12 protein-coding genes and 1 pseudogene are annotated in these 12,895 nt (G+C 32.9%); 7 read left to right on the plus strand and 6 right to left on the minus strand.

The genetic code is table 11. The features are described from left to right. Positions 1-317 precede the first annotated feature (317 nt). The 7 genes and pseudogenes from H9636_RS11915 (at position 318) to H9636_RS11940 (ending at position 5,740) form a co-directional block, all read left to right on the plus strand. Entirely contained in the window at positions 318-503 is a 186-nt protein-coding gene (locus H9636_RS11915) for a hypothetical protein (protein ID WP_191707807.1), read from the plus strand. Between the two features lie 12 nt (positions 504-515). Continuing rightward, entirely contained in the window at positions 516-1,478 is a 963-nt protein-coding gene (locus H9636_RS11920; RefSeq protein WP_191707808.1) for a hypothetical protein, read from the plus strand. A gap of 1 nt (position 1,479) precedes the next feature. Then, positions 1,480-1,953, plus strand: a complete 474-nt coding sequence (locus tag H9636_RS11925; protein ID WP_191707809.1) for a hypothetical protein — start codon at positions 1,480-1,482, stop codon at positions 1,951-1,953. Positions 1,954-1,958: 5 nt separating this feature from the next. Beyond that, entirely contained in the window at positions 1,959-3,968 is a 2,010-nt protein-coding gene (locus H9636_RS11930) for a hypothetical protein (protein WP_191707810.1), read from the plus strand. 355 nt (positions 3,969-4,323) lie between these two features. Next, positions 4,324-4,542: a hypothetical protein gene (locus tag H9636_RS19090; protein WP_225230199.1), complete on the plus strand. Its 219-nt coding sequence runs from the start codon at positions 4,324-4,326 to the stop codon at positions 4,540-4,542. Between the two features lie 244 nt (positions 4,543-4,786). Further along, a pseudogene (locus tag H9636_RS19265) lies at positions 4,787-4,936 on the plus strand (tyrosine-type recombinase/integrase); the annotation flags it as partial. A 123-nt stretch (positions 4,937-5,059) separates the two neighbouring features. Beyond that, positions 5,060-5,740 carry a site-specific integrase gene (locus tag H9636_RS11940; protein WP_263604230.1) on the plus strand — a complete coding sequence of 227 codons (681 nt, stop codon included), beginning with the start codon at positions 5,060-5,062 and terminating at the stop codon, positions 5,738-5,740. A 75-nt stretch (positions 5,741-5,815) separates the two neighbouring features. Here the strand turns inward: H9636_RS11940 and sufB are convergent, their stop codons facing one another. From sufB to H9636_RS11970, 6 genes are all read right to left on the minus strand, one after another. Next, positions 5,816-7,213 carry a Fe-S cluster assembly protein SufB gene (sufB, locus tag H9636_RS11945; protein WP_122972490.1) on the minus strand — a complete coding sequence of 466 codons (1,398 nt, stop codon included), beginning with the start codon at positions 7,211-7,213 and terminating at the stop codon, positions 5,816-5,818. Between the two features lie 23 nt (positions 7,214-7,236). Further along, the gene (sufU, locus tag H9636_RS11950; protein WP_191707811.1) at positions 7,237-7,671 is read right to left on the minus strand and encodes a Fe-S cluster assembly sulfur transfer protein SufU; all 435 of its coding nucleotides are present in this window, start codon (positions 7,669-7,671) and stop codon (positions 7,237-7,239) included. Then, a complete protein-coding gene (locus H9636_RS11955; protein ID WP_191707812.1) occupies positions 7,661-8,884 on the minus strand; it encodes a cysteine desulfurase in 1,224 nt (407 codons plus the stop codon). The genes sufU and H9636_RS11955 overlap by 11 nt, the downstream gene beginning before the upstream one ends. Further along, entirely contained in the window at positions 8,884-10,191 is a 1,308-nt protein-coding gene (gene sufD, locus H9636_RS11960; RefSeq protein WP_191707813.1) for a Fe-S cluster assembly protein SufD, read from the minus strand. Before sufD ends, H9636_RS11955 begins: the two co-directional genes overlap by 1 nt. Before the next feature lie 19 nt (positions 10,192-10,210). Beyond that, positions 10,211-10,993 carry a Fe-S cluster assembly ATPase SufC gene (gene sufC, locus H9636_RS11965; RefSeq protein ID WP_191707814.1) on the minus strand — a complete coding sequence of 261 codons (783 nt, stop codon included), beginning with the start codon at positions 10,991-10,993 and terminating at the stop codon, positions 10,211-10,213. Between the two features lie 417 nt (positions 10,994-11,410). Next, the gene (locus H9636_RS11970) at positions 11,411-12,889 is read right to left on the minus strand and encodes a glutamate synthase subunit beta (protein WP_191707815.1); all 1,479 of its coding nucleotides are present in this window, start codon (positions 12,887-12,889) and stop codon (positions 11,411-11,413) included. Between the last annotated feature and the right edge of the window lie 6 nt (positions 12,890-12,895).

Consider the following 12,895-nt stretch of genomic DNA (forward strand, 5'->3'; position numbering starts at 1 on the left):
TTCAGAAACTATTACTTTTATTTTAAAAGAAAAAAGACTGTAGGCAAACTCGAAATTTCGAGTTTGTCTACAGTCTGGCGACATGTCTAGTCGACATGTCGTTTATACGATTTGTTTTTGTAAATATTAAACATTTATGGATTTAATATTTTTTTGAACTCTATGTAGATATATTGGATTACGACATAAGTTACATTTTTGGAATTAAGAGATAATTTATTAATTTATATATATAATATATCCTTACTACATTTCAATTTATCTTTTTGTTAATATTATGTTACATAAAAAGTTAAATTTTTAGGAGGGATATACCTATGAACAATTTCTTTAAAAACACTGATTTATATTATAATAATCGTTCTATAGAAATCGTTCAGTTATTTCCCTCCTTTAATTTAGCAAAAATAAAGTACTCAGGAACTTCTGAAGAAATTACAGTAGATATTAATTTTATTGATAACCAAATTTCTAAGGAGAGCTATTTAACAATAAAAGTTTGAAAGGAAAAACAAATGATTTTTGACTTATTAGATTCCTCATTGGATGGAGATTTATGGGAAGAACTTATAGTGAAATGTTATAAATTGAAATACAATGACCAACATTTCACACCGATTCCTGCTGAATATCAAGGAGATGGAGGTATAGAAGGATTCACCAAATCAGGTGTCGCTATCCAATGTTATTGCCCTAATGATTCCAATTTATCTAATGACAAGCTTCACGAAAAGTTGCGCATTAAAATGACTAACGATATCAATAAATTTATTAATGTTGATTACATTAGTAAATTGAAAAAATTAGGTATACCTATAATTAAAGAATGGCATTTTGTTATACCCGAATATCGAGATAAAAGAATCATAGAACATGCAGCTAAAAAAAAGGAACTCGTTTTAAGCACTAGAGAAAAAGACTTACAATTATATGATTATATATCAGAAGATTTCGATATAATCATAAAAGTTGCTGATGATTATATGGTAGAGCTATCTACTATAGTACGTTCCAAAATCACTAATGTTAAATTAAATATAGTATTAAATGAGAATAGTAAACCAAACTGGACAAGTTGTGATATTGATAAAATTAACAATGTTAAGAGAAAATTAATAGCGATTCAACCTGATTTATCTAACTATCCTGATCAATTTAATGAATTATTAGATATGTATATGACTTTCTATATGTTAGGCATTGAACAATTGGAAAGGTTAAATGATAACTTTCCAGATATTAGAAAAGATATTTTAGAACTAACTTCATCTTTCCGATCTGAAGTAACAATTAAAACATTATTTAACACGGATAAAACATTAAATTCAAAATTATTCATTGAACTAGGTGAAACATTCGAAAAAAATTTGAGAAGAGACTTTGACTTTTTATCTAGTGCCTCAATTATGAATTTAAAAAATAATATTGTAGCAAGTTGGTTAGCAGATTGTTCAATGGAATTTAAAGGAGATATTTAAATTGAAAAACAATATTCTTATTCCAACTGAATATGTTAAATTTGATGCAAAACCAGATGCTGTACCATATAAATATCGATTAAGTTATAGAATATCTATTACATGTCTAATATTAAAGATTACAGGTGGAAGAAGCGGATGTTCCTTAACCAAGATACATCTAATCACTATTTCTATGTATTCCACTAAAAGTATGGACCATCTATTAGCTTATTTAAATGAACCAAAATCAAATTTTTTAACACTAAGATTTGATCCGGCAGTCAATAAAACAATTAATTTTATGCTTGCAGACAAAATTATATATCAACAAAAAAATGGACTATTTAGACTCTCTGATAAAGGAAAAAAATTCACTCAAAAATTAATTCGCTCAAATGAATTATTAATTTCTGAGAAAAATTTTCTAAATAATATCTCTACTCATTTATCAGAAGATATTATAAAAAATATTAGCAATACTCTTCTGGGGTGATAAAAGTGTTAACAATTAATGAAATAAAAATTGACATTGAAACAAATTTGAAACGATTTAGTTTTTCAAGCATTTTTAAAAAAGGTGTTAATTTAATATACAGCGAAGGTAATACAGTTGGGAAAAGTTCTGTAATCTCTGCAATTTACTATGCTATTGGATTAGAAGAGATAATTGGGGGCAAAGGTCCAAATGTATTAAGTTCTGCTTTTAAAACACAAATTGAATATGATGAAAAAGAAATACCTGTTTTAGAGTCAAAAGTATATTTAGAAATATCAAATGGAATTGAACCTATTACAATATTTAGAGCAGCAAAGTCTACTACACGTGGGCCAAATTTAATTACAGTATATTTTTCAAGTTTAGATAAAATTAATGATCTTAATATTAAAAAAGAAGATTATTACGTTCATTTGCATAATTCTGCAAAACATAAAAAAGGTTTCTATACATTTTTAGAATCATTTTTACAATTAAATTTACCCTATGTACCTAGTAAAAATGAAGAGGAAAGGAAATTATATCTCCAATTAATATTTTCTTCGATGTTTATTGAACAAAAACGTGGCTGGGGTGATATTTTTTCGGGTATGCCCTATTATGATATACTGGACCAAAAAAAACGTGTTATTGAATATATTTTAGGATTAGATACACTCGCAAATGAAAAGTTAAAGTATTCCTTAAAGAATGAAGAGAAACTTTTAAAAGAGAAATGGGAAAATTTATATAAACAATATAGTATTAAATTAAATCCCTATAAACTTGAATTAAAAGGCATCAACAAAAACATACATATAATAGAAAAAGACTCCATAGATATAATCTATACAGATAATGAATTAAATTATGATATCGAAGAATATATAAAAATTTTAGAAGATGAATTACAAGAATTAAATAAAGTTAAGATTAAAAAAAAGGAAAATCTAGAATCCTTAATTAAAGAAGTAGAAGAAACAAAAAATAGTATTAAAGAATTTGAAGACAAACTTAAAAATACTACTGAATATTATGATAAAGAACTTTCAAGTTTAAAACACTTGCAAAATAGTTTAGAAATGATAAATATTGACATTTTAAATAATAAAGATGCCTTAAAACTACAAAATTTAGGGTCGTTGGAGAAGTTTAAGACTTTTGATAATTTTTGCCCAACATGTGAACAACCTATTCAAGATACTATTTTAACTAATCAAATGTCTACTAATATAATGAGTATTGAAGAAAATATAAATCATTTAGAATCTCAGAAAAAATTATTTGAGTATGCAATATCCCAAAAAGAAAATACTATCTTTAAATTAAAAGAGGATATTAATACATATAGAACTTCTATCAAAAAACTATATTTTCTATTGCAAATTACTAATAACGATTTATATTCACCAGTTGAGACATATTCAGAAAAAAGTGTTTATAGAAAAGTAGAACTTCAAAAATTAATTTATGATTTAAATGAAGTTATATTGTTAAAAACTGAAATCAATGAGTCATTCTATAACTTATCTTCTGAATGGAAATTAAATCAGGAAAGTATTTTAAAACTTCCTAATAGTAACCTTACATTTAAAGATATAAATAAATTGGATAAATTACGTGCATACTTTATAGAGAACTTGAATACTTTTGGATATAGAAGCTCATTAGATATTAATAAAGTACAAATATCTAAAGATACCTACATGCCAATGATTGAACAGTTTGATATGAAATTTGATTCCTCTGCAAGTGATCATATTAGAAGAATCTGGGCATTTACCATAGCTTTATTGCAAACATCTATTGAAATGAATGGAAATCATCCAGGAATATTAATATTTGATGAACCTGGACAACATAGCATCATTGTAGACGATATGAAAAAATTCTTTAATGTATTGAGTAAAATTAAAGGTGTTCAGATAATTATAGGAATTACTATAAAAGAAAGTGATATTAGAAAAGTAGTGCTTGAAGAAGTGCAAACCGGTTCTTTCGGAATTCCACTTATAAATCGAGCTTTTAGTTAATATAAACCCCACTACCCAAAAGTGGGGTTTTGTTTTATACTAAGACAGAACATTTGTTCCTATTTTGTTTCAATGTATTGGTGATGGTAGTATGTATAACTCTAGTCATATAGAGGATTTTGTAAAGGAATTGTATACAAGAATTGATATCTTTGAACCACTACAACTTAATTTTAAAATAATATCTTCAAAACTAGGAATAAGAATATTCTACTGGAATGAACCCAGTCAGGCACTTTTTTTAAATAATTATTCATACATATTCTTAAATGCTCACTTAACCGAGCAAGCTATGTGGCAGGATTTTTGTCATGAATAAGCTCATGTTTTATTCCATGTTGGGAATCAAAGGACGATGACAAAAAGCTTTAGAGAATATCAGGAAGCAAAAGCAAATAACTTTATGTACCACGTTCCCACTTTCATGTTGGAACAACTAGAAATTACTGATTATACGAATGAATCTATAAAGTTAATACAATCATTATTTAATGTCGAAAAGGCATTTGCTTTACATCGTTTAACCCAATACTTAAATAAAAAGTTTTTTATGCTAAATTCGCATGGTGCTTAATTTTTAACTTTTCTATATTTAATTTTAAATTCAGATGGAAGGTGAGATTATGGCTAGTTTTCGTAAAATAAATGGTACTTGGGAATATCGAATTCGCTTCAAGGATATTGCTAGTGGTAAATGGAAAGAAAAGTCAAAACGTTGATTCTCTACAAAAAAAGAGGCACAATTAGCTGCAAACGAAGAAGAATTAAAATTTGAGTACTATGGGGTTCAAGAAGATGGTAAAGAAACTCTAAATGAATTTCTTTTGAAGTGGTTTGAACTTTATAAACGACCAAACTTAAAACAATCAACAGTTGATTTGCAAGAACGAAATACCAAGAATAATATACTCCCTAGATGGGGTAATTATAAACTAAAAGAAATTACGAGATTGGAATATAAAGAATGGTTAACAGATTTAAGCGAACATTATTCAGAAGGGTCTATCCGAAGAATTCATAGTATTATGAGTACTGCTATGCACGATGCTGTACACGAATTTCGAATACTCCGTGAAAATCCAATATCACGTATGAAAATTCCAAAATTAGCGGAGGAACATAAGATTAAGTATTTTTCTGTAGAAGAAATGGAAAAATTGATTAGTATTGCAAAAGAAAAAAAAGCAAAATACAGAGAATCCAATCAGCATTACACACTAATATATTTTTTGTTTCACACCAGATTACGAATTGGTGAAGCTCTTGCATTAACTTGGGACGATATAAATTTTGAACATGCTCAAGTATCTGTTGATAAGACCTGTAGATATAAAGATAAAGGCAAGGAAGTTGTCATTACCAGTACGAAAACGACTTCAAGTGAACGTATTATTGAAATTGATATCGATACTTTAGAAGTATTAAAAGAATATAAAAAAAATCAACAAGATATGTATTCCAAGTTTAATTATTATAAAAAGCCTGAGAATGATCTGATTTTCCATACACCTACCGGAGAATATTGGAGGGCTAATGTCATTCGGGAACAATTTAAAGTCTTTTGCAAAAGAGCAGGAATTTCAGAACTATCACCACATGCATGCAGACATTCTCATGCAGTTCACTTACTTGAAGCAGGAGCAGATATTAAATACATTTCAGAGAGACTTGGACATAAGTCTGTTGAGACTACTTACGATACCTATACACACATAACAAAAAAGATCGAGCGCAATGCACTCGACCTGTACAAAAAATATTTAAAATCATAAATTTGTGGGGCGTTTGTGGGTTTGTGTTACTTTTACACCAACCACAAGGCCTTAACAGTACTGATTTTATTGGAATTAACCAATAGAACCTTCCATTTCGAATTTGATTAAACGGTTCATTTCTACTGCGTATTCCATTGGTAATTCTTTTGTGAATGGTTCGATGAAGCCCATTACGATCATTTCTGTTGCTTCACCTTCTGAAATACCACGGCTCATTAAGTAGAATAATTGCTCTTCAGATACTTTAGAAACTTTTGCTTCATGCTCTAAAGATACATTATCGTTTAAGATTTCGTTATATGGAATTGTATCAGATGTTGATTCGTTATCTAAAATTAACGTATCACATTCGATGTTAGAACGTGCACCTGTTGCTTTTTTACCAAATCGAACGATACCACGGTAAGTTACTTTACCACCTTGTTTAGAGATCGATTTAGAAACGATTGTTGAAGATGTGTTTGGTGCTAAGTGAATCATTTTTGCACCAGCATCTTGGTGTTGACCTTTACCTGCAATCGCAATTGAAAGGGTCATACCACGAGCACCTTCACCTTTTAAAATACATGCTGGGTATTTCATCGTTAATTTTGAACCGATGTTACCATCAATCCATTCCATTGTACCGTTTTCTTCAACAACCGTACGTTTTGTAACTAGGTTATATACGTTATTCGCCCAGTTTTGGATTGTTGTATAACGGCAGTAAGCATCTTTCTTAACGATAATTTCAACTACTGCTGAGTGAAGGGAGTTTGTTGTGTATACAGGAGCTGTACATCCTTCAACATAGTGAACACTTGAACCTTCATCAACAATAATTAACGTACGTTCGAATTGACCCATATTTTCAGAGTTAATACGGAAGTATGCTTGAAGTGGAGTATCTAATTTTACACCAGGTGGAACGTAAATGAATGATCCACCAGACCAAACAGCTGAGTTTAGAGCAGCAAATTTGTTATCTGATGCTGGAATAACTGTACCCCAATATTGTTTGAAAATATCTTCATTTTCGCGTAATGCTGAATCCGTATCTTTGAAGACAATTCCTAGATCTTCAAGATCTTTTTTCATGTTGTGGTAAACTACTTCAGATTCGTACTGAGCAGATACACCAGCTAAATATTTTTGTTCAGCTTCAGGAATACCTAATTTATCAAATGTAGCTTTGATTTCTTCCGGTACTTCATCCCAAGATTTTTGAGTTGCTTCAGATGGTTTTACATAGTAAGTAATTTCATCGAAGTTTAAAGCAGATAGGTCGCCACCCCATTGTGGCATTGGTTTAGAGTAGAAAATTTCTAACGCTTTTAAACGATAGTTTAACATCCACTCCGGTTCATTTTTCATATTTGAAATTTCACGGACGATTTCATCAGTTAATCCACGTTTTGAACGGAAAACTGAAACGTCTTTATCATGGAAGCCGTATTTGTAATCGCCGATATCAGGCATTTTTTTCGCCATTTTTATTCTCCTCCGTTCAAAAATTAATTTTGATCGCTTACGCCTTTTTCCATTGCTTTCCAAGCTAATGTAGCGCATTTAATTCGTGCTGGGAATTTTGAAACACCTTGAAGTGCTTCAACATCCCCTAAATCATATTTATCGCTATAGTCTTCACCTAGCATCATTTTCGAAAAAATGTCAGCTAGTTCAAGAGCTTCATTTAATTTTTTTCCTTTAATAACTTCTGTCATCATCGAGGCAGAAGACATTGAAATGGAACAGCCTTCTCCATCAAATTTAGCATCTTCGACTATACCATCGTTGATTTTTAATGTTAAATGAATACGATCACCACATGTAGGGTTATTCATATCGATTGTGACACTGTCACCTTCCAATGAACCTTTGTTACGTGGTTTTTTATAATGATCCATAATGACTGAGCGGTATAGTTGATCTAAATTATTAAAAGACATCGTTAAAATACTCCTTCGCTGAGCGCAATCCTTCAACTAGTCGATCAATATCTTCTTTCGTATTATACATATAGAAGCTTGCTCGAGCTGTTGCAGTACATTGTAGCCATTTCATTAGCGGTTGGGCACAATGATGACCTGCACGTACAGCAATACCATTCATATCTAAAACAGTTGCTAAATCATGCGGATGTACACCGTCGATATTGAATGTAATTAAGCCGCAACGTTTTTGTGGATCTCGTGGTCCGTAAATAGTTAAACCATCGATTTTATCCATTTCACTTATAGCATATTCTACTAGGCTATGTTCATGTTCCGCAATTTTTTCCAAACCAATTTCATTTAAGAAATCAATCGCAGCACCTAAGCCAATAGCACCAGCAATATTTGGAGTACCACCTTCAAATTTCCAAGGTAGCTCTTTCCAAGTCGAATCATATAAGCCTACAAAGTCAATCATTTCTCCGCCAAACTCAATTGGTTCCATGTTTTCTAAAAGCGCTTTTTTACCATATAGTACACCAATACCTGTTGGACCGCACATTTTATGACCAGAAAAGCCTAAAAAGTCACAATCAAGATCTTGTACATCAATTGGCATATGCGGCGCAGCTTGTGCTGCATCTACTACAATCACCGCACCAACTGCGTGGGCCATTTCAGCAATTTCTTTAATTGGATTAATCGTCCCTAAAACGTTTGAAGCCATTGTAATCGCGACAATTTTCGTTTTTTCTGTAATCGTATTGCGAATAGTATCTAATGTAATCGTTCCATCTGGTTCAAGGTCAAAATACTTTAATACAGCACCTTTTTCCTTTGCCAATTGTTGCCAAGGAATTAAATTCGAATGGTGTTCCATATAGGAGATAATAATTTCATCGCCTTCTTCAACATTCATTCGTCCATAAGCAGCTGCTACCGTATTTAAAGAAGTTGTAGTACCACGAGTGTAAATAATTTCTTCTGTTGACGTCGCGTTAATGAACTTACGGATTTTCTCACGAGCTCCTTCATATGAATCAGTTGCTCGATTTCCTAAAGTATGTACACCACGGTGAACGTTGGAATTATCTAACTCGTAATAGTTTTTTACTGCTTCTAATACTTGAATTGGCTTTTGGGATGTTGCTGCACTATCAAGGTAAACGAGCGGATGCCCGTTTACTTCTTGATTGAGAACAGGAAACAATTTACGGATTTCATTCATTAGCGAACTTTCCCTTCAATGACTTTCGTCAATTGATTTTTAACGCTTTCGATAGGAAGGTTAGTAACAACAGGCGCAAGGAATCCGTGGATAACTAAACGCTCTGCTTCTGATTTTGAAATACCACGGCTCATTAAGTAATAAAGTTGAATTGGATCAACACGACCAACTGATGCTGCGTGTCCTGCCATTACATCATCTTCATCAATTAATAAAATTGGGTTTGCATCACCACGAGCATTTTCAGATAACATTAATACGCGTGATTCTTGTTCAGCATTTGATTTTGTAGCACCGTGTTCAATTTTACCGATACCATTAAAGATTGTTTGAGCTGCATCTTTCATAACACCATGTTTTAAGATGAAGCCTTCAGAGTTTTTACCCCAGTGACGAACTTCTGTTGTGAAGTTTTGTTTTTGTTCTCCGCGCCCTACTACTACTGTTTTCGCGTTCGCAGTTGAACCATCACCAATTAAATGAGTAATATTTTCAGAAATTGTATCTGAGTCATTCATTAAACCTAAAGCCCAGTCCATTTTCGCATCACGTTTAATATGACCGCGGCGGTTTACGTAAGTTGTAAAACCTTTCGCAAGTACATCAACGGCACCGAAAGTAACTTGTGCATTGTCTAATGCAATTACTTCTTCGATTAAGTTAGCTTGTCCATTTGATTGTTCTACTGTAGATACGTAAGTTTCTACATACGTTACCGCTGAATTGCTGTCAGCTACTACAAGAACATGGTTAAATAATGAAGCGTCTGCATTGTCGTTTAAGAAAACAACTTGTAATGGTTGTTCAACAACAACGTTTTTTGGTACGTATACGAATACACCACCGTTAACTAATGCAGCATGGTAAGCAGTTAATTTATGCTCATCTACTTTAACAGCTTCTGTCATAAAGTATTTTTGAACTAAATCACTATGCTCGCGAATCGCTGTTTGGATATCTGTAAAAATAACACCTTGAGCTTTTAACTCTTCAGAAATTTTAATGAATGCAGGTGTATTGTTACGTTGAATATAAAGGTTTTCTTGGCCTTCAATATCAATGATTTCTTTTACTTCTGTAGGAAGCTCATCTAAAGAATTAAATGGTGTGCTTTCTACTGTATGTTGAGGGAACTCGATAAAGTTCCAACCTGAAATATTCGTTTTGTCTGGCTTTGGCATTGGTAGCTCAGCAGCCTTTTCGATTGCTTCTGCGCGCAAGTTCGCAAACCATGATGGTTCATTGTTGCTTTGCGAGAACGAGCGTACTTCTGTAGCTGATAACGCCAATTTTGTTTCAACCGTCATGTTGTTTCGCCCTCCTCTATTAAGCTTCTTCTGTTACCGCGTCTGTATCTTCGATTCCTAATTCTTTTTTAATCCAGTCATAACCTTCTGCTTCTAAACGTTGAGCTAATTCTGGACCGCCGGATTTTACAACGCGTCCTTGCATCATAACGTGTACATGATCAGGAGTAATGTAGTTTAATAAACGTTGGTAGTGAGTGATTGCAAGACAGCCGAATCCTTCACCGCGCATTTCATTAATACCTTTTGCAACAACTTTTAATGCATCGATATCTAGACCTGAGTCGATTTCATCTAAAATAGCAAAAGTTGGTTTAATCATCATTAATTGAAGAATTTCATTACGTTTCTTTTCCCCACCAGAGAATCCTTCATTTAAATAACGTTGCGCCATATCTTGATCCATTTCTAGGAAATCCATAGCTTTATCTAATTCACGGATAAATTTCATTAATGAAATTTCATCGCCTTCTTCGCGACGAGCGTTAATAGCTGAACGGATGAAATCAGCGTTCGTTACACCTGAAATTTCAGAAGGATATTGCATTGCTAGGAATAAACCAGCTTTTGCACGTTCATCAACTTCCATTTCAAGAACGTTTTCACCATCTATTTCAATAGTACCTGAAGTAACTTCATATTTAGGGTGACCCATAATAGCAGAAGCTAATGTAGATTTACCAGTACCATTTGGACCCATAATTGCGTGGACTTCGTTTGTATTAATTGTTAGGTTTACACCTTTTAAAATCTCTTTATCTTCAATTGAAACATGAAGATCTTTAATAACTAAAGTTGACATTATATTACCTCCGTAGTTGCGAGTTAAATGGTAGTACCATTTCTAATTTATTATCATTCTAATCTTACCCGAAAACATCATAGCATGCAAAAGATTTATTTCATAATCATTAGATTTCAACTAAAACCATTATTATATTGATGTTTTACACATTTTTTCAGTTTAGAGGAAAACTAATTTTTAAAAAAAGGTCAGAAATTCATTTTCAATAAAAGAATACTAATTGAGAATAGATTTCAAATATCATAGAGTAAAAAATAATGTTAATCCATGAAAATAGAGACTTAAGTAGTTTTCCTTAGTATAACCAATTCCTATACATGTTGCGAAGAAATTATATTAAAAAAGAATTTAATGAAAATCAAATAAAAAGCGATTTTTGAGTTCTAACAGAAACCCAAAAATCGCCTACTAAATTTATGCTTTAACAGTTGTCGTTAAAAATTCATCCACACTCGCTGCTACTGCGCGACCTTCTTTAATAGCCCAAACAACTAAGCTTTGACCACGTCGTGCATCTCCTGCTGTAAATACACCAGGAACATTCGTTTCAAAGTCTTTAATGGATGCTTGAATACGGTTATTGACTAATTTCACACCAAATTGCTCTGGTAATGATTTTTCCACTCCTTCAAATCCAATCGCAACAAATACATATTGCGCTGGCCAAACCTTCTCAGTACCTGGAAGCTCTTTGAAGAAATAAAATCCGTCATCGCCTAAAATTTTCTCCATTTGAATAGTGTGAAGTTCTTTCACACGTCCGTTTTTATCGGCAACAATTTTTTTCGTTTGAATACAATATTCCCGTGGATCGCGACCTTTTACCGCTTCTACTTCTTCATAAGCATAATCCAATTGATAAATATTTGGATCTTGCGGCCAAGGACGGTCCTCTTGACGAGTTTTTGGTAATTGAGGATGTTTACCAAACTGATATACAGAGCGTGCCTTTTGTCGAATAGCAGTTGCTACACAGTCTGCCCCCGTATCACCACCACCGATGACAATCACATCTTTTCCAGCCACATCGATTGCTTTATGATCTTCAAAATTAGAATCTAGTAAACTTTGAGTGACACCTGTTAAGTAATCCATCGCTAAATGAATGCCTTCAGCCTCACTGCCTTCTAAATGTAGCACCCGCTGTTTTTGTGCACCGATACAAAGAATGACGGCATCGTATTGAGCTTTTAATTCATCTGCCGTAATGTCCTTCCCAATTTCAGTATTTAATATGAAATCAATTCCTTCTTGACGAAGTAAATTTACTCGACGTTCAATGACGTCTTTCTCTAGTTTCATATTCGGAATACCATACATGAGTAAACCACCTGGACGGTCTGCTCGCTCATAAATCGTTACACTATGACCAAGTTGGTTTAATTGGTCAGCCGCCGCTAAACCAGCCGGCCCTGATCCAACGATAGCGATTTTTTTCCCTGTACGCGTTTGAGGAATGCGAGGAACTATCCAATTATTTTCAAAGCCTTTATCAATAATGGAACGTTCAATCGATTTAATGGCAACGGCCGGATCCGTTATTGCTAATGTACAAGATCCTTCACAAGGCGCTGGACATACGCGCCCTGTGAATTCAGGAAAGTTATTCGTCATATGTAGACGATCTAATGCTTCTTTCCATTTCCCTCTATAGACTAAATCATTCCATTCAGGTATAACGTTTTGGATTGGACAACCTGCAGCTGCACCGCGAATTTCCACGCCCATGTGACAGAACGGTGTACCGCAATCCATACATCGCGCGCCTTGCCTTTGTAATGATTCATCTGACAGCCTTGTAGCATATTCATTCCAACTCGAAATACGCTCTAGTGGAGGCTGTTCCTTTGTTTTTTCTCGTTTATATTCCATAAATCCTGTTGGTTTGCCCATGCTAGA

It is taken from the genome of Ureibacillus galli (assembly GCF_014836845.1).
Taxonomy (GTDB): domain Bacteria; phylum Bacillota; class Bacilli; order Bacillales_A; family Planococcaceae; genus Ureibacillus; species Ureibacillus galli.

Bases quoted from the DNA above. Each gene is read 5' to 3' on its own strand.
- H9636_RS11915 (WP_191707807.1), top strand. From the start codon at position 318: ATGAACAATTTCTTTAAAAACACTGATTTATATTATAATAATCGTTCT.
- H9636_RS11920 (WP_191707808.1), top strand. From the start codon at position 516: ATGATTTTTGACTTATTAGATTCCTCATTGGATGGAGATTTATGGGAA.
- H9636_RS19090 (WP_225230199.1), top strand. From the start codon at position 4,324: ATGACAAAAAGCTTTAGAGAATATCAGGAAGCAAAAGCAAATAACTTT.
- H9636_RS11940 (WP_263604230.1), top strand. From the start codon at position 5,060: ATGAAAATTCCAAAATTAGCGGAGGAACATAAGATTAAGTATTTTTCT.
- sufB (WP_122972490.1), bottom strand. From the start codon at position 7,213: ATGGCGAAAAAAATGCCTGATATCGGCGATTACAAATACGGCTTCCAT.
- sufU (WP_191707811.1), bottom strand. From the start codon at position 7,671: ATGTCTTTTAATAATTTAGATCAACTATACCGCTCAGTCATTATGGAT.
- H9636_RS11955 (WP_191707812.1), bottom strand. From the start codon at position 8,884: ATGAATGAAATCCGTAAATTGTTTCCTGTTCTCAATCAAGAAGTAAAC.
- sufD (WP_191707813.1), bottom strand. From the start codon at position 10,191: ATGACGGTTGAAACAAAATTGGCGTTATCAGCTACAGAAGTACGCTCG.
- sufC (WP_191707814.1), bottom strand. From the start codon at position 10,993: ATGTCAACTTTAGTTATTAAAGATCTTCATGTTTCAATTGAAGATAAA.
- H9636_RS11970 (WP_191707815.1), bottom strand. From the start codon at position 12,889: ATGGGCAAACCAACAGGATTTATGGAATATAAACGAGAAAAAACAAAG.